Origin of the sequence: Paracoccus salipaludis, from assembly GCF_002287065.1 — a bacterium.
Taxonomy (GTDB): Bacteria; Pseudomonadota; Alphaproteobacteria; order Rhodobacterales; family Rhodobacteraceae; genus Paracoccus; species Paracoccus salipaludis.
Map to the genome: position 1 here is coordinate 186,021 of NZ_NSJZ01000003.1, position 15,342 is coordinate 201,362.

The 15,342-nt window shown below is 69.6% G+C and carries 18 protein-coding genes; 4 read left to right on the forward strand and 14 right to left on the reverse strand.

Features of this window, described 5'->3' with window-relative positions:
* Positions 1–28 precede the first annotated feature (28 nt).
* Together CK240_RS05950 and CK240_RS05955 are read left to right on the forward strand one after the other, a co-directional pair.
* Positions 29–1,327, forward strand: a complete 1,299-nt coding sequence (locus tag CK240_RS05950) for a lipoprotein-releasing ABC transporter permease subunit (protein ID WP_095639418.1) — start codon at positions 29–31, stop codon at positions 1,325–1,327.
* Positions 1,320–2,000: an ABC transporter ATP-binding protein gene (locus CK240_RS05955; RefSeq protein WP_095639419.1), complete on the forward strand. Its 681-nt coding sequence runs from the start codon at positions 1,320–1,322 to the stop codon at positions 1,998–2,000. Before CK240_RS05950 ends, CK240_RS05955 begins: the two co-directional genes overlap by 8 nt.
* Positions 2,001–2,025: 25 nt before the next feature.
* Here CK240_RS05955 and CK240_RS05960 read toward each other — a convergent pair whose 3' ends face one another.
* The 4 genes from CK240_RS05960 to CK240_RS05975 form a co-directional block, all read right to left on the reverse strand.
* Positions 2,026–2,301, reverse strand: a complete 276-nt coding sequence (locus CK240_RS05960) for a hypothetical protein (protein WP_095639420.1) — start codon at positions 2,299–2,301, stop codon at positions 2,026–2,028.
* A 54-nt stretch (positions 2,302–2,355) separates the two neighbouring features.
* Positions 2,356–3,042, reverse strand: a complete 687-nt coding sequence (locus tag CK240_RS05965; protein ID WP_095639421.1) for a gamma-glutamylcyclotransferase — start codon at positions 3,040–3,042, stop codon at positions 2,356–2,358.
* Positions 3,035–5,005 (reverse strand): DNA topoisomerase IV subunit B, encoded by a 1,971-nt coding sequence (parE, locus tag CK240_RS05970; RefSeq protein WP_095639422.1) that lies wholly within the window; start codon positions 5,003–5,005, stop codon positions 3,035–3,037. Before parE ends, CK240_RS05965 begins: the two co-directional genes overlap by 8 nt.
* A 255-nt stretch (positions 5,006–5,260) precedes the next feature.
* The gene (locus CK240_RS05975; RefSeq protein ID WP_095639514.1) at positions 5,261–5,917 is read right to left on the reverse strand and encodes a glutathione S-transferase family protein; all 657 of its coding nucleotides are present in this window, start codon (positions 5,915–5,917) and stop codon (positions 5,261–5,263) included.
* A 165-nt stretch (positions 5,918–6,082) separates the two neighbouring features.
* Here CK240_RS05975 and rnd point away from each other — a divergent pair, with 165 nt between their 5' ends.
* Positions 6,083–7,264 carry a ribonuclease D gene (gene rnd / locus CK240_RS05980; RefSeq protein WP_095639423.1) on the forward strand — a complete coding sequence of 394 codons (1,182 nt, stop codon included), beginning with the start codon at positions 6,083–6,085 and terminating at the stop codon, positions 7,262–7,264.
* A gap of 275 nt (positions 7,265–7,539) precedes the next feature.
* On the opposite strand, the gene CK240_RS05985 is transcribed toward rnd, so the two are convergent.
* From CK240_RS05985 to CK240_RS06020, 9 genes are all read right to left on the reverse strand, one after another.
* A complete protein-coding gene (locus tag CK240_RS05985) occupies positions 7,540–7,854 on the reverse strand; it encodes a phosphoribosyl-ATP diphosphatase (RefSeq protein ID WP_095639424.1) in 315 nt (104 codons plus the stop codon).
* Positions 7,851–8,612: an imidazole glycerol phosphate synthase subunit HisF gene (gene hisF, locus CK240_RS05990; protein ID WP_095639425.1), complete on the reverse strand. Its 762-nt coding sequence runs from the start codon at positions 8,610–8,612 to the stop codon at positions 7,851–7,853. The genes CK240_RS05985 and hisF overlap by 4 nt, the downstream gene beginning before the upstream one ends.
* A gap of 43 nt (positions 8,613–8,655) precedes the next feature.
* A complete protein-coding gene (locus CK240_RS05995) occupies positions 8,656–9,954 on the reverse strand; it encodes a cbb3-type cytochrome c oxidase subunit I (RefSeq protein ID WP_240517315.1) in 1,299 nt (432 codons plus the stop codon).
* Positions 9,951–10,415: a CopD family protein gene (locus CK240_RS18630; protein ID WP_167649976.1), complete on the reverse strand. Its 465-nt coding sequence runs from the start codon at positions 10,413–10,415 to the stop codon at positions 9,951–9,953. Before CK240_RS18630 ends, CK240_RS05995 begins: the two co-directional genes overlap by 4 nt.
* A complete protein-coding gene (locus tag CK240_RS06000; RefSeq protein ID WP_338048956.1) occupies positions 10,412–11,188 on the reverse strand; it encodes a cytochrome c oxidase assembly protein in 777 nt (258 codons plus the stop codon). Before CK240_RS06000 ends, CK240_RS18630 begins: the two co-directional genes overlap by 4 nt.
* 21 nt (positions 11,189–11,209) lie before the next feature.
* Positions 11,210–12,184 carry a beta-ketoacyl-ACP synthase III gene (locus tag CK240_RS06005; RefSeq protein ID WP_167649977.1) on the reverse strand — a complete coding sequence of 325 codons (975 nt, stop codon included), beginning with the start codon at positions 12,182–12,184 and terminating at the stop codon, positions 11,210–11,212.
* Positions 12,181–13,290, reverse strand: coding sequence for a phosphate acyltransferase PlsX (plsX, locus tag CK240_RS06010; protein ID WP_095639428.1), 1,110 nt, complete (start codon positions 13,288–13,290; stop codon positions 12,181–12,183). The genes CK240_RS06005 and plsX overlap by 4 nt, the downstream gene beginning before the upstream one ends.
* A gap of 21 nt (positions 13,291–13,311) precedes the next feature.
* Positions 13,312–13,518 carry a 50S ribosomal protein L32 gene (gene rpmF, locus CK240_RS06015; protein ID WP_095639429.1) on the reverse strand — a complete coding sequence of 69 codons (207 nt, stop codon included), beginning with the start codon at positions 13,516–13,518 and terminating at the stop codon, positions 13,312–13,314.
* Between the two features lie 133 nt (positions 13,519–13,651).
* Positions 13,652–14,182: a YceD family protein gene (locus CK240_RS06020; RefSeq protein ID WP_095639430.1), complete on the reverse strand. Its 531-nt coding sequence runs from the start codon at positions 14,180–14,182 to the stop codon at positions 13,652–13,654.
* Positions 14,183–14,385: 203 nt separating this feature from the next.
* Between CK240_RS06020 and CK240_RS06025 the strand changes: the two genes are divergently transcribed.
* Entirely contained in the window at positions 14,386–14,850 is a 465-nt protein-coding gene (locus CK240_RS06025; protein ID WP_095639431.1) for an outer membrane protein assembly factor BamE, read from the forward strand.
* A 7-nt stretch (positions 14,851–14,857) separates the two neighbouring features.
* Here CK240_RS06025 and msrB read toward each other — a convergent pair whose 3' ends face one another.
* Entirely contained in the window at positions 14,858–15,262 is a 405-nt protein-coding gene (msrB, locus tag CK240_RS06030; protein WP_095639432.1) for a peptide-methionine (R)-S-oxide reductase MsrB, read from the reverse strand.
* Positions 15,263–15,342 lie beyond the last annotated feature (80 nt).

Here is a 15,342-nt window from a genome sequence, read left to right on the forward strand (position 1 = left end):
TGCGCCGACCTTTCAGGAAGGCCCCTCGATGGCGAACCCAGCCCCGTTTTCGCGTTACGAGTTCATGATCGCCTGGCGCTATCTGCGCGCGCGGCGCGCCGAGGGTGGCGTATCGGTCATGACCTGGATCAGCCTGATCGGGATCGCGCTGGGCGTCATGGCGCTGATCGCCACGCTGGCGGTCCGTTCCGGCTTCCGGGCCGAGTTCGTGGACACGATCCTGGGGGCGAACGCCCATTCGACGGTCTACCTGCCGCCAAGCTCGATCACCAACGAACTGACGGACGAGGTCTATACCGTCGCGGGCACGATCTCGGACTATCCCGCCGCAGTGGACCGGATCGAGGCGCTGCCGGGGGTCCTGCGCGCCGATCCGGTCGTGCGGGGGCAGGTGATGGCCAGCGTCACCGACCGCTCGAACGTGGCCGAGGTTTACGGGCTGTCGGCCGAGGACCTGGCCGCCATTCCCCGCGTCGCCAATTCCGAGACGGCCGAGGGCGACCTTGCGCGTTTCGACACCGGCATTGCCATCGGCGTCGGCATGGCGCGGGAACTGGGCGTCGGCGTGGGCGACGTGGTGCAGCTGATCTCGCCGCAGGGGGCCCAGACGGCCTTTGGCACCACGCCGCGCATCGCGACCTATCCGGTGGCCTATGTCTTCTCTGCCGGCCGCTACGACATCGACCGCACCCGCATCTACATGCCGCTGACCGAAGCGCAGTCCTTCTTCAACCGCGAGGGTGTCGTCGACGAGATCCAGGTCTTCGTTTCCGACCCCGAGGGCGTGGACGCCCTGACCGTGCCCCTGATGGAGGCGCTGCCTGGCGGGATCGTCTGGACCTGGCGCGACGCCTCGGGGTCGTTCCTGTCGGCGCTCGACATCGAGGATGACGTGATGTTCGTCATCCTGTCGGTGCTGGTGCTGATCGCCTCCATGAACATCACCTCGGGCCTGATCATGCTGGTCAAGAACAAGGGCCGCGACATCGGCATCCTGCGGACCATGGGCCTGACCGAGGGCGCGATCCTGCGCGTCTTCTTCCTGTGCGGGGCCTTCACCGGCGTCATCGGCACGGTCGCCGGGGTGATCCTGGGCGTCCTGCTGGCCTTGAACGTGGACAGCATCATGGCGGGGATCAACTGGATCTCGGGCGGGGGGGCCTGGGACCCTTCGGTGCGCGGCATCTATCGCCTGCCGGCCGAGCTGCGGGGGATCGACATCGCCAAGGCGGTCGGGCTGTCGCTGTTCCTGTCCTTCATCGTCACCATCTTCCCGGCCCGCCGCGCGGCCCGCATGAACCCGGTCGAGGCCCTGCGCTATGAATGACGTCCTGAGGCTGGAAGGCATCGCCAAGACCTACAACCCCGGCACCCCCGGCGCCGTCGATGTGCTGCGCGGGCTGGACCTGACCGTGGCGCAGGGCGAGGTCGTGGCGCTTGTCGCGCCCTCGGGCGCGGGGAAATCGACGCTGCTGCACATCGCGGGGCTGCTGGACACGCCCGACGCGGGCCGAGTGGTGCTGAACGGGCGCGACATGACCAGGCTGCCGGACCGCACCCGGACCGAGGCGCGGCGGCGCGAGGTCGGCTTCGTCTACCAGTTCCACCACCTGCTGCCCGAGTTCACCGCGCTGGAAAACATCGTCCTGCCGCAGCTTGCCAACGGCGTGACCGATGGCGCGGCGCGGGCAAGGGCGCGCGACCTGCTGGCACGCGTGGGCCTGACGCCCCGCGCCGATCACCGTCCGGCATCGCTATCTGGGGGCGAGCAGCAGCGCGTGGCCTTCTGCCGGGCGCTGGCCAACGCCCCGGCGCTGCTGCTGGCGGACGAGCCCACGGGGAACCTGGACCCCGCCACCTCGGACCGGGTCTTCGACGTGCTGATGGCTCTGGTGCGCGAGACCGGGATGGCGGCGCTGATCGCCACCCACAACCTCGATCTGGCGGGCCGCATGGACCGGGTGGTGCGGCTGGACCGCACCGCGCCTGCGGCAGCCTAAGCCGCCCCCGTGCAGGGCTGAGCCCTCAGTCCTCGCGCCGGACGAACTTGAAGAAGCGGCTTTCGGACCCGTCCTTGGTTTCCTCCTGGTAGAGGAAGGCGAGGCCGCGGTCCTCGAAGACCTGGAAGAACTCCTCCCACGGGATTTCCTCCAGCTTCTCGTCGCGCTCTGCGAAGTCGACGCGCAGGATGCCCTCGCCGTCCTTGCCCTCGGTGCCCTTGACGACAGTGGGGATGCCGCCGCGCTTCTCGATCCATTCGCGGATCGTGTCGTGGTCGGTGGTGGTCTCGCTGGACGACATGGGCCGGCTCCTTTGCTGTTCCAGCGGCAACGCCGGACCGGGCCGAGCGTTCCGTCAGGCCGGCCAGCGCTCGATCTCGGCCGCGACCAGTTCCTGCAGGCGCCAGATATAGGGATCGTGGATGCCATGCGCGTCCAGGCCCCGGGCGGTGCGCAGCAGGTACTCCGCGCCAGAGCCTGCCGGGCCGCTGGCATGGGCCAGCCGCAGGGCCTGCTCCTCGACCGTCAGCCGCGTCGTGGCGGTATCGACCGGATCGGCGTAGAAGGTCAGCGCGTCTTCGCGGCCGCGATCCGTTTCCACCTCGATCCAGCAGGCATTGGCCGCCAGTTCATGCGCGACCAGCTCGCGCCGCAGGATGGCGCGCATCGACTCGGCTTCGGTGCCGCCCTCGACCTCGAGCACCAGTCCCTCGCATCGACCGCCCGAGGCCAGCGCCAGCATCAGCCCCGGCCGCTCGGGCGAGCCGCGGAAATGGTCCAGCGCGATCGAGAAGTCGCGGTGCCAGCCGATCGCGGTGGCCCGGCGGCGGCGGCCCACCGCGAAGCCCGGGTTCCAGATCAGCGAGCCATAGGCGAAGATCGGGATCGGGCGAGAGTGGTCCCGCGTCAGCCTGTCCGCCAAGGCGTCCAGGTCCGCGTCCTCCAGCATCCGCCATTCCGGCTTGTAGAGGGGCGCGTCCTGAACGGGCGTCACGCGGGCGACGTGGTCGTCGGACAGGGCGATGGGGCGGCGGTCAGACATCCAGCCCCTCGTCTTCCACGAACTGCGCGTTCTCGCTGATGTACTGGAAGCGCAGTTCGGGCTTCTTGCCCATCAGGCGTTCCACCAGGTCGCCGGTCTCGCCGCCTTCCTCCTCGTCGATGGAAACGCGGATCAGCTTGCGGCTGGCGGGGTTCATCGTCGTGTCCTTCAGGTCCTTGGCGTCCATCTCGCCCAGGCCCTTGAATCGCTGCACGTCGATCTTGCCCTTGCCGCCGAGGCCCTTGGCCAGCCACGCCTCCTTCTCGGCGTCGTCCGCGACATAAACGCGGGCCGCGCCCTGCGTCAGGCGGTAAAGCGGCGGGCAGGCGAGATACAGGTGTCCCTTGTCGATCAGGGGCCGCATCTGGGTGAAGAAGAACGTCATCAGCAGGCTGGCGATATGCGCGCCGTCCACGTCGGCGTCGGTCATGATGATGACCTTGTCATAGCGCAGGTCGTCCACGTTGAACTTGGTTCCCATGCCGACGCCCAGCGCCTGGCAGAGGTCCGCGATCTCCTGGTTCTGGCCCAGCTTGGACGAGGAGGCGCCCAGCACGTTCAGGATCTTGCCCCGGATCGGCATGATGGCCTGCGTCTGGCGTTCCCGTGCCGACTTCGCGCTGCCGCCCGCCGAGTCGCCTTCCACGATGAACAGCTCGGTCCCCTCGCGCGCGTTGGCCGAGCAATCGACCAGCTTGCCGGGCAGGCGCAGCTTCTTGGTGGCCGACTTCCGCGCGGTTTCCTTTTCCTGCCGGCGGCGCAGGCGTTCCTCGGCCCGCAGGACGAGGAAGTCGAGGATCGCGCCCGCTGACTTGGTGTCCGCCGCCAGCCAGTTGTCGAAATGGTCGCGCACGGCGCCCTCGACCAGCCGGGCGGCCTCGGTCGTGGCAAGGCGGTCCTTGGTCTGGCCCACGAACTCGGGTTCCGCGATGAAGCAGGACACCAGCGCGCAACCGCCGGTCAGCAGGTCGTCGCGGGTGATGTTCTCGGCCTTGCGGTTCTTGGTCAGCTCGCCATAGGCGCGGATGCCTTTCAGGATCGCGGTCCAGAAGCCCGCCTCATGCGTGCCGCCCTCGGGCGTCGGCACGGTGTTGCAGTAGGACTGGATGAAGCCGTCGCGCGAGGGCGTCCAGTTGATCGCCCATTCGACCTTGCCGGGAACGCCGAAACGCTCGCGGAACTCGACCAGCCCGGCAAAGGGCCGGTCGGCATAGGTCGTGGCGGGCCCCAGCTGTTCGCCCAGATAGTCCGACAGCCCGCCGGGGAAGTGGAAGGTGGCCTCGCGCGGGGTCTCGCCGTCGTCGATCTCGGTCTTCCAGCGGATTTCCACGCCGGAATGCAGGTAGGCCTTGGACTTGACCATCCGCATCATGCGCGCGGGCTTCAGCCGGTGGTGGCCGAAGATCTGCTCGTCGGGATGGAAGGTGACGGTGGTGCCGCGGCGGTTCGGGGCGGGGCCGACCTTTTCCACGGGACCTTGCGGGATGCCGCGGCTGAAGCTCTGCCGCCACAGTTCGCGGTTGCGGGCGACCTCGACCACCATGCTGTCCGACAGTGCGTTCACGACCGAGGCGCCGACCCCGTGCAACCCGCCCGAGGTCTGGTAGGCGCCTTCGCTGAACTTGCCGCCCGCGTGCAGGGTGCAGAGGATCACCTCCAGCGCCGACTTGCCGGGGAACTTGGGATGCGGATCGACGGGGATGCCGCGGCCGTTGTCGCGCACCACCACCGACTGGTCGGCGCGCAGCTCGACCTCGATGCGGCTGGCATGGCCCGCCACCGCCTCGTCCATGGCGTTGTCGAGGATTTCCGCCACTAGGTGATGCAGCGCGCGTTCGTCGGTGCCGCCGATATACATGCCGGGGCGCTTGCGGACGGGTTCAAGCCCTTCCAGCACCTCGATCGAGGCGGCGGAATAGCTGTCGGTGGCCGCTTGCGCGCCCGAAAGAAGGTCGTCGGACATGGGTATTCTTGCTCTTGCTGATGCGGCGTCATGCCACGAAGGGGCGGGTCGGGGCAATCCTGCCCCGGCCGGGGCGGCGGTTCACGGCCCCCCTGCGCAGCCACTCGGCGGGGTGACCGTCCTCGATATGCCCCCAAGCGCGGGCGGGGTCCTGCCGGCCTGTCACGCCTTGCGGCATGGCGGGCGCCCTGCCGCAATCAGTCCTGAAGCGGCGTCCGGGCAGGTGACCTCAATATAGGTGCCCGCGCACGGATTTCACTGCTCTTCTGCCATCCGCGCGTCCCACATCTTCCTGAAGGCGGGCCGGTCGTGGCAGGCGGTCAGCCACGCCTGCACGGCGGGAAACTGGCCCATCAACTCGCCGTAGCCCTCGGCATAGCGGACGATTTCCGCCACGTTCAGGTCGGCCACGGTGAAGCGGCCGCCGACCAGATGGCCATGGGTCGCAAGGTGATCCTCCAGCACCTTCATCGGGCGGACCAGCCGCTCGGCCGCGTCGGCGATCAGCGTGGCGTCCTCGCCCGACTGCTCGCGGCCCGTGTGCAGCATCATGATCGTCAGCGCGTCGGGCTCGATCGCCGTCGCCGCGTAAAAGGACCATTGCAGCATCAGCGCCTCCTCGGCGGCATCGCGGGGCGCCAGGTCGCCGCCGTGCTTCCTGGCCAGGTGCAGCGTGCAGGCCAGCGACTCGGACAGCACCAGCCCGTCGTCCTCGATGACCGGGATCGCGCCCGCGGGCGACAGCGCCAGGAAGGACGGCGAGCGCGTGTTCAGGGCCGCGCCGGGCGCATCCGGGAAGGGCAGCTTGTAGGCCTGGATCACCGGCTCCTGCCGGAAGGGCAGGCCGAGTTCGTGGCACAGCCAGATGATGCGCGACGCGCGCGAGCGGGAAACGCCGTGGATGGTCAGCATGGAAAACCTCAGGTGCCGGAAGGGCTGCGCGCCCATCAAAGGGAGCGGATGCGCCGCGTCAACAGGAAGGAAACCCAACCGCCCGTTTCCTCTCGCATTCCCTTTTGGACAGGCATAAAGCGGCCTTCAGCAACCGGCGGATGACCCGCCCCCATGAGGACAAAGATGGCCGCAGACCCGCGCATCATCACCACCACCGACGAACTCGCGGCATTCTGCGAACTCGCCAAGCAGCAGCCCTATGTCACGCTCGACACCGAGTTCCTGCGCGAACGGACCTATTATTCCAAGCTGTGCCTGATCCAGATGGCCCTGCCGCCGGCGTCCGCCGCCAAGGCGCAGGGCGGTCCCGCCACGCTGGTCGATCCGCTGGCGCCCGGCCTGTCGCTGGAACCGCTGTACGACCTGTTCCGCCACAAGGCGACGGTCAAGGTCTTCCACGCCGCCCGGCAGGATCTCGAGATCTTCTTCCACGACGCGGGCATCTTCCCCGACCCGCTGTTCGACACCCAGGTCGCGGCCATGGTCTGCGGCTTCGGCGAGCAGGCGGGCTACGAGACGCTGGTCAAGCGCATCGCCCGCCAGCCGCTCGACAAGTCCTCGCGCTTCACCGACTGGTCGCGCCGCCCGCTGACGCAGGCGCAGGCGGAATATGCGCTGGCCGACGTCACCCACCTGCGGGCGATCTACGAGTTCCTGTCCACGCAACTGAAGAAGACGGGCCGCGAGGCCTGGGTGGCTGAGGAAGCGCAGGCCCTCGTCAACCCTGAAACCTACATCAGCCGCCCCGAGGATGCGTGGGAACGGGTGCGGACGCGCTCGGGTTCGCCCCGCTTCCTGGCGGTGGTGCGGGAACTGGCCAGGTTCCGGGAAACCTATGCCCAGACCCGCGACATTCCCCGGTCGCGCGTGTTCAAGGACGACGCGCTGATCGAGCTGGCCTCGACCAAGCCGCTGACCGAGGAGGACCTGGGCAAGTCGCGCCTGCTGCTGCGCGAGGCGCGCAAGGGCGAGATCGCGCAGGGCATCCTGGACGCCGTCAAGGCGGGCGTCGAGACGACGGACCTGCCCAAGGTCATCCCCGACGAGCCGGGCCGTCCGGGCAACGCGGCGCTGTCGCAATTGCTGCGGGTGCTGTTGCAGGCCAAGGCCGACGCGGCGGGGGTTGCGCCCAAGCTGATCGCGTCGTCCTCGGAACTGGACGCCATCGCGACGGGGGTGCGCGACCTGCCCGCGCTGTCCGGCTGGCGGGCCGAGGTCTTCGGACATGACGCGCTGCGGCTGGCGCAGGGCAAGATCGCGCTGTCGGCCCAGAACGGCGCAGTGAAGGTGGTGCCCGCCGAGTGACCGCCTGCCGGCGGCCCTCGGCCTCTGGCGGGGTCGTTGCAGATCCGGCCGGGCGGAACCGAGGGGCGGTCGGGCGCAGACAAGGGCCGACGCCGTCACAAGGGGTCGCCGGCCGGGGCAGAAGCCCATCGCTTCGCAGGGCCGCATCGTGGCGATGGTCGCCCGCACCTGCCGGGACGTCGGGGGCTTCGGAAAGCCCGCCGTCACCCGGCGATCAGGACACCGACCCGGTTTTCCAGCGCCGGTCCACCGGCTGCCCCCGGGCGGCACAAGGTTCAGGACCCGCGCGCGGCCTTTTCCTCGACGCCCGAGCGGCCCTCGCGTCGGTCGAGTTCCGCCATGACGTCCGACAGCGGCACATCCCGCGCGGCCAGCATGACCAGCAGGTGATACAGCACGTCAGCGGCCTCGGACGTCAGGCGGGCGCGGTCGCCGCGCACGGCCTCGATGATGGCCTCGACCGCTTCCTCGCCGAATTTCTCGGCGCATTTCTCGGGGCCCTTCGCCAGAAGCTGCGCGGTCCAGCTTGAGGACGGATCGGCGCCCCGGCGGGAGTCGATGGTGGCGGCCAGGCGTTCCAGCGCGGTCATTCCAGCCTCACGGGGATTCCGGCGGCGGCCATGTGGGCCTTGGCCTCGGCGATGGTGTAGGTGCCGAAGTGGAAGATCGAGGCGGCCAGCACGGCACTGGCATGGCCGTCGCGCACCCCTTCGACCAGGTGGTCCAGCGTGCCGACCCCGCCCGAGGCGATCACGGGGATGTCCACCGCATCGGCGATGGCGCGGGTCAGCGGGATGTTGAAGCCCGCGCGGGTGCCGTCGCGGTCCATCGAGGTCAGCAGGATTTCGCCCGCACCATTGTCCGCGACCGTGCGGGCGAATTCGACCGCGTCGATGCCGGTCGGGCGGCGGCCGCCATGGGTGAAGATTTCCCAGCGGCCCGGCTCGACCGTCTTGGCGTCGATGGCGCAGACGATGCACTGGCTGCCGAAGCGGTCGGCGGCCCGCGCGATCACGTCGGGGTCCGCCACCGCGGCCGAGTTGAACGACACCTTGTCGGCGCCCGCGAGCAGCAGCGCGCGCACATCCTCGGGCGAGCGCACGCCGCCGCCCACGGTCAGCGGGATGAAGCACTGCTCGGCCGTGCGGGTCACGAGGTCATACATCGTGCCGCGGTTTTCGTGCGTGGCGTGGATGTCCAGAAAGCACAGCTCGTCCGCACCCGCCCCGTCATAGGCGGCGGCGGCCTGCACGGGATCGCCCGCGTCGATGAGGTCCACGAAGTTGACGCCCTTGACCACGCGGCCATCGGCCACGTCCAGGCAGGGGATGATGCGGGTCTTCAGCATGACCGCCTGATAGCGCGCGGGCGCGGCCGGGGGAAGGGCCGCCTCAGACCACCAGCGCCGCCAGACCCAGGCTGATCGCCGCCGCCGCGGCGGTATAGACGAGCCACATGCGCGTCAGCAGGAAGTCCGTCCCGCGCCGCGCGCTGGTCCAGCCACCCGCCGAGCGCACGGCGTTCGAGGCAAGGAAGGCCAGCCCCAGCGCCGCATGAACGCCCACGTAAGCCGCCAGCGCGTTCAGCGTGGCCCTCAGGGCATGGGCGCGGGGATCGGGCAGGTGCCCGCTGGCCAGCAGCCAGAAGCCCAGCACCGCCGCCCCCACCAGTGGCAGCGCGGTCGCCCCGATCCAGCGGCCCTTGGCCTCGTCGCGGTCATTCGCGCGGATGGTCAGGCGCGACACCCCCGCCGCCGCGAAGATCAGCCCGACGGACACCAGCGCGGCCAGCGCCACGCCCGGGCCGCGCAGGGCCATCGCCTCGGGCGGGGGCGGCCAGTTCGGCGCGGTCAGCCGCAGGTAAAGGACGCCGAAGCCCAGCGCCGAGACCATCGCCGCATTGGCCAGCAGCGTGAAGGTCATGCCCCAGGCAGGCAGCGAGTTGCGGACCTCGGGGTGGGGCGGCAGGAACAACGCTCCGCCCACGCGCAGGGGGCCGTGGTCACGGCCCAGCCCCGCCCCCTGTGCGCCCAGGATGAACAGGGCCGCCAGCACCAGTGCAAGGCCGGCGGCCAGCGGGTAGAGCTTGAACAGGATGCACAGGATCGCGCCCCAGGACACCAGCCCCTGCACCAGCGGCAGGTAGGTGCGCCGGGGCAGGATGGCGAAGTGGTCCGCCCGGTCGGACACGGCCTCGACCACCATCGTTTCCTGCCAGCCGCGCGGCGTCGCCAGATAGCCGTGGCCCGCCGCCAGGCGTCCGCCCAGCGCGCCCGGGTCCAGCGTGTCACCGCAGCGGTCGATGTGGGGCAGGGCCGCGAAGTTGTAGTTGGTCGGCGGCGTGGCGGTGGCCCATTCCAGCGTCTGCGCGCCCCAGGGATTGCGGCGGAACGCCGGCCCGTGGCGCCGCGTCAGGATCACGTCCAGGATCACCAGCCCGAAGCCCATGGCCTGGATGAAGCCCGCGACCGAGGACGCCAGGTTCAGCGCCGCCCAGCCGTCGTCCCAGCCATAGCCGTGGACCCGGCGCGGCATCCCCAGCAGTCCGGTCAGGTGCATCAGCAGGAAGGTCCCGTTGAAGCCCAGGAAGATCAGCCAGAAGGCGGGGATGGACAGCCGGTGGATCGACAGCCGCCCCGTCAGGTGCGGCAGCCAGTAGTAAAGGCCCGCCAGCGCGCCTACGCCGATCAGGCGTTCAGCAGGACAGCCCGTCCGGGGCGAAGCAGAAGGCGGCGGGGATCGACGTTGCCTTCCGGCTCTTCCTCGATGGGGTCGTCGGCGAACAGCCTGACCATCTTGCGCGCGCAAAGGACGTGACCCGCCCCCAGCAGCACGACGAAGCCCAGCTTGGCGGTGAACCAGGGTGCATAGGTTTCGCGCAGGAAGATCAGCGCCGTCCCCGAGACGATCGCCACCACCGCGGCGGGCGAAACCAGCCCGATATGCAGGGTCCGCGCCGTGGCGTGCAGGCGGTGCAGCGCGTTCCGGCCGCCGCGCCGCCTGATCCCGTCGCGCTGCGCCATCAGCCAGGGCAGGCCGATCAGCCCTCCGACCCAGAGCGCGATGGCGCCGACATGAAGGAACTTGATGGCCGCGAGGAAGGCTTCGGAGGTGACGGCGCCTGTGATGACGTCGGACAGGGTCGCAATCACCGCGCGGGTTCCACCGTCTCGGGCAGGTCATCGGCCAGCCGCGCCGCCTGCCACAGCAGCGCGGCCATGTAGGGCAGGGCGCCCAGCACCCACATGACAAGCCCGGCAAGCTGCTGGTCCGCCAGCGCGCTCAGGCTCCAGGCCGCGGTGGTCAGAAGATGGGCGGCGTAAAGCGGCTGGCCCGCAAACAGGATGATCGCGCCCAGAAGACCCATCTGCAGGAAGGTGCCTCCTGCGGCGATGACGGCCGCGCCACGGTCGGGCACCAGCACGCACAGCCAGACGGCCGCGGCGCTTCCCGCCAGCGTGGCCTGCATCAGCCAGTATCCCGGCGTGGTGGACAGCGCCCAGGCATAGGGGCCGGGCGCGTGCCACGCCCACATCGCCCCCGCGTGCAGCAGAACAGCCGCGCTTGGGCCAAGAATCCGCAGGCGCTGTCGCCGCCCAGGGGTCAGCCCCGCCAGGGGAAGGGGCACGATGGCCGCGCTCAGCAGGACATGGTGAACAACGCGCGCCGAGAACAGCGCCGAGGTGAGGTTGCAGAGCGGCGAGACGAAGACCAGCACCGCCAATGCCCAGGCCGTCCATCCGGGGACGCGGCCTTGCCGGCGCAGCAGCAGCCCGGCCCAGAGGGCCAGCGCGGCAAGAAGAAGGGGGTCAGGGTTCCACGCCCCCGCAAGGGTCGCCCTGCATGGGCCCAGCCCAGGACAAGAAAGGCATGAGCGGGAAGAACCATGTGCCTGCAGGCAGGTTCCGGTCCCCGCGAGGGACAGGCGCCGGCTGCGCCGTGTGCCCTACCAGCGCAGGACGACGCTGCCCCAGCTCATGCCGCCGCCGATGGCCTCGGTCACGATCACGTCGCCCGGCTTGAACTTGCCCTGCGTGTCCGCAACCGACAGCGCCAGCGGGATCGAGGCGGCCGAGGTATTGCCGTGGTCCGCGACCGTCAGCACCACCTTGTCCATCGGCAACTGCATCTTCTGCGCAGTGCCCGCGATGATCCGCAGGTTGGCCTGGTGCGGAACCAGCCAGTCGATGTCGCCGGGCGTCAACCCGGCCTTGTCCAGCACCCGCTTGGCGGTGCCCGCCAGCTTTTCGACCGCGTGCCGGAAGACGAGGTTCCCCTGCATCCGCAGGAAGCCCACCGTGCCGGTCCGGCTGACGCCCCCGTCCACGTAAAGCAGTTCGCGCAGGTTGCCGTCACTGTTGAGGTCGGTCGCCAGAACACCGCGGTCGTCGCTGGTGCCCTCGCCTTCGACGGCCTCGAGGATCACCGCGCCCGCGCCGTCGCCGAACAGGACGCAGGTCCCGCGGTCGGTCCAGTCCATGATGCGGCTGAAGGTTTCGGCGCCGATGACCAGCACGCGGTCCGCCTGGCCCGAACGGATCAGCCCGTCGGCATTGGCCAGCGCGAAGACGAAGCCCGCGCAGACCGCCTGGATGTCATAGGCAAAGCCGCGCTGCATTCCTAGGCCCGCCTGCACGATGGTGGCGGTGGCCGGGAAGGTCAGGTCGGGGGTCGAGGTCGCAACGACGATCGCGTTCAGGTCCTCGGCCACCATGCCCGCGCGTTCCAGCGCCTGGCGGGCGGCGGCGATGGCCAGGTCCGAGGTGAACTCGCCTTCGGCCGCGAAATGCCGGCGCTCGATCCCCGTGCGCGAGCGGATCCACTCGTCCGTGGTGTCCAGCATCGATTCGAAATAGCTGTTCTCGACCACGCGTTCGGGCAGGTAATGCCCCGTGCCCCGCACCACCGACCGCCGCATCATGCACCTGCCTGCCTGGTGCCCTGGGCGACCTCGGCCTGTTCGTTGGCCTGCGCCACGCGGGCGGCCAGCCTGTCCTGGAAACCCGACTGCGCCAGCTTGAAGGCCAGCTTGATCGCGGCGGAAACCCCGGTCGCGTCGGCCGAGCCGTGGGACTTGACCACCGTGCCGTTCAGCCCGAGGAACACGCCCCCGTTCACGCGACGGGGGTCGATGCGTTTCTGCAGCCGCTTCAGCGAGGTCATGGCGAGAACGGCGGCGAACTTGGACATGATGGAATTGGCAAAGGCGTCCTTGAGGAAGTCGCCGACCAGCTTGGCCGTCCCCTCGCCGGTCTTCAACGCGATATTGCCGGTGAAGCCGTCGGTCACGATCACATCCACGCGGGCGCTCATCAGGTCGCTGCCCTCGACGAAGCCGACATATTCGGCATTCGCGTTCCCGGCGGCGGCGGCGATCAGCACGTGGGCTTCCTTCAGCTCGGGACGGCCCTTGTGGTCCTCTGTCCCGACGTTCAGCAGGCCGATCCGGGGGCGCTGCAGCCCAAGGCCGTTGCGGGCGTAGGAAGCGCCCATCATCGCATATTGCAGCAGGTCGGTCGCGTCCGCCTTGATGTCGGCGCCCACGTCCAGGATCACGTTGAATCCCTGCGGGCCGCGCGACGGCCACAGCACCGCGATGGCGGGCCGGTTCACGCCCGGCAGCTTGCGCAGGCGCAGCGTGGACAGCGCCATCAGCGCGCCGGTATTGCCGCAGCTGACGGCCACGGTCGCCTCGCCCGCGCGGACGGATTCGATGGCCGACCACATCGAGGTGTCCTGCGCCTGCCGGATCACCTGCGCGGGCTTGTCGTCCATCGTCACGACGCCGGGGGCGTTGCGGATGTCGCAACGGTCCGCCAGCCCCTTGCGCCGCGAGATCATGCGGCGCAGCTCATCCTCGGGGCCGTGGACGATGAAGCGGATGTCAGGGTTCTTTTCGGCGCTCTTCTCGATGCCCGCGACGACGGCGGCAGGGCCGCGGTCCCCGCCCATCGCATCGACCGAAATCACCACCGGGCCTGTTACGCCGGGGCGCGACGGGTCTGCCTTGGAAAGCGAGGTCGTCATCGCACCCTGCGATCAGCGCAATCAGGCCGCGTCGTCGTCCAGGTCGACGTCGTTCGCCTGGGCGACGACTTCACGGTCAGCATAGTGACCGCAGGAGGGGCAGACGTGGTGCGGGCGCTTCAGTTCGCCGCAGTTGGTGCATTCGTTGGGGTTACCGGCGACCAGCGCGTCATGCGAACGGCGCATGTTGCGGCGGGACCGGGTAACTCGGTTCTGAGGGACGGCCATGGGACAACCTTCGGTGGCAGGGGGTCGGGTGAGTCCTCATCCCGACCCGTTCGTGTTTCGGATCGAACCGCGCAGATACGGCACAAAGCCGCGTTCCGCAAGGGCAAAGGCCCCTGCGTTGTCCGGACGTGGCCTAATTGTCCTTGCGTTGCAACAGATCCGCAAGTCCCTGGAACGGTCGCCGCGCGCCCTCGTCCCCGTCCCCGTCGGGATCGACAGCCGCGTCGGGCAGCTCGGCGTCATCGCAGCGGGGGTAGGGGGGCAGGGCCAGCGCAAGCGCCTCGACCAGCACGGCGCCCGCGTCGATGGTGGGCCCGAGCGGCTCGATCTCGTCGTCGGGCATCTCGACCTCGTCGCCCTCGGGGGTCGAGGCCCAGGGCGAATAAACGCGGCGCACCGGCTCGTCGATGGCGGTTCGCACGGGGGCGAGCGTGACCACGCAGGCCTGCTGGACCCGCGCGGTCAGGCGGCCCTCCAGCAGCCAGGCGTCGTTCGGCGCGGCGGTGATCGTGCCGGTCAGCCGGACCTCGGGCGGGGCGGTCAGGTCCAGCGCGGCCGCGATCCGGGCGCGGGCCTCGTCGTCGGGGGACAGGTCCACGGGGTTGGGGCGGCGCGGGTTCAGCTGCGACACGCGCAGCGCATGGGTGAAGGGTGCAGAAGACATGACCTTGCCTTGTCGGGCAGGCATCCCGGAGGATGCGTTTGCGGGACGGGGCGCCTGTGCCCCGATGTTCTTGAGCGGCGTGTACGAGTTTGCTAAGCGGGTCCGGCGCCGTCAACCGGGCCTTCGGGTGCGGAAGGCGGCAGCTAAGAACAAAAGGCCGGACCCTGGCAACGGGCGGGCCTGAACGAGGGGAAGGTGTCCCGATGTCCATGACCCGGCGGCGGGCGATCGCCTTGGCCCTTGCGGTTCCCATTGTCGCGGCCGCCGGCTGCACCCGGATGTATCGCAACCACGGCCACGTCCCGACCGACGACGAGCTTGCCGCCGTGATCGTCGGCCAGACCCGGCGCGACGATCTTGAGGCGCTGGTCGGCCGGCCCGGTTCGCAGGGAGTGCTGACCGGATCGAGCTGGTATTACGTCGGCTCGCGCTGGGAGCATTACGCCATGAACGCCCCGCGCGAGATCGACCGCCAGGTCGTCGCCATCAGCTTCGACGAGGCGGGCGTCGTGACCAATGTCGAGCGCTTCGGGCTGGAACGGGGCCGCATCGTGGTCCTGTCGCGGCGCGTGACCGACAACGGCGTCCAGAGCTCGGGCCTGCTGCGCCAGCTTCTGGGCAACGTCGGCCGGTTCAACGCCGGAGACGTCCTCGGGCAGGCCGAGTGATTCGGCCTCAGGCCGGAACCTCGGCCCCTTCCGGGACGAAGCGGATCGCCACGCCGTTGATGCAGTAGCGCAGGCCCGTGGGCGGGGGGCCGTCGGGAAAGACGTGACCCAGGTGTGCGTCGCAGCGTTCGCAGCGGACTTCGGTGCGGATCATGCCGTGGCTGAGGTCGCGGTGTTCCTCGATATTGCCCGCCGCGCGCGAGAAGCTGGGCCACCCGCAGTGGCTTTCGAACTTCTGGTCGCCGTCAAAGAGCCTGGCCCCGCAGCAGGCGCAGACATACTGGCCCGGCCCCTTGGGGAAGCCGGGGTGAGAAAAGGGGCGTTCAGTTCCGGCCTGCCGGGTCACATGATAGGTTGCGGGGTCCAGCAGTTCGCGCCATTCCACGTCGCTGCGGGTGATCTTGTCAGCCATGAGGGGCGGCCTTTCCATTGCGGTTCCCCCTCAACTTAGGGCGGGATCGCGCCGGGGCAAGCGCGTGGCCGGGCGGGAAC

Coding starts and splice junctions, on each gene's coding strand:
- parE (WP_095639422.1), bottom strand. CDS start 5,005: ATGTCCGACGACCTTCTTTCGGGCGCGCAAGCGGCCACCGACAGCTAT.
- rnd (WP_095639423.1), top strand. CDS start 6,083: ATGGCCGCAGACCCGCGCATCATCACCACCACCGACGAACTCGCGGCA.
- CK240_RS05965 (WP_095639421.1), bottom strand. CDS start 3,042: ATGTCTGACCGCCGCCCCATCGCCCTGTCCGACGACCACGTCGCCCGC.
- plsX (WP_095639428.1), bottom strand. CDS start 13,290: ATGACGACCTCGCTTTCCAAGGCAGACCCGTCGCGCCCCGGCGTAACA.
- CK240_RS05975 (WP_095639514.1), bottom strand. CDS start 5,917: ATGCTGACCATCCACGGCGTTTCCCGCTCGCGCGCGTCGCGCATCATC.
- CK240_RS05985 (WP_095639424.1), bottom strand. CDS start 7,854: ATGACCGCGCTGGAACGCCTGGCCGCCACCATCGACTCCCGCCGGGGC.
- CK240_RS06025 (WP_095639431.1), top strand. CDS start 14,386: ATGTCCATGACCCGGCGGCGGGCGATCGCCTTGGCCCTTGCGGTTCCC.
- CK240_RS05960 (WP_095639420.1), bottom strand. CDS start 2,301: ATGTCGTCCAGCGAGACCACCACCGACCACGACACGATCCGCGAATGG.
- hisF (WP_095639425.1), bottom strand. CDS start 8,612: ATGCTGAAGACCCGCATCATCCCCTGCCTGGACGTGGCCGATGGCCGC.
- msrB (WP_095639432.1), bottom strand. CDS start 15,262: ATGGCTGACAAGATCACCCGCAGCGACGTGGAATGGCGCGAACTGCTG.
- CK240_RS06005 (WP_167649977.1), bottom strand. CDS start 12,184: ATGATGCGGCGGTCGGTGGTGCGGGGCACGGGGCATTACCTGCCCGAA.
- CK240_RS05955 (WP_095639419.1), top strand. CDS start 1,320: ATGAATGACGTCCTGAGGCTGGAAGGCATCGCCAAGACCTACAACCCC.
- CK240_RS06020 (WP_095639430.1), bottom strand. CDS start 14,182: ATGTCTTCTGCACCCTTCACCCATGCGCTGCGCGTGTCGCAGCTGAAC.
- rpmF (WP_095639429.1), bottom strand. CDS start 13,518: ATGGCCGTCCCTCAGAACCGAGTTACCCGGTCCCGCCGCAACATGCGC.
- CK240_RS05950 (WP_095639418.1), top strand. CDS start 29: ATGGCGAACCCAGCCCCGTTTTCGCGTTACGAGTTCATGATCGCCTGG.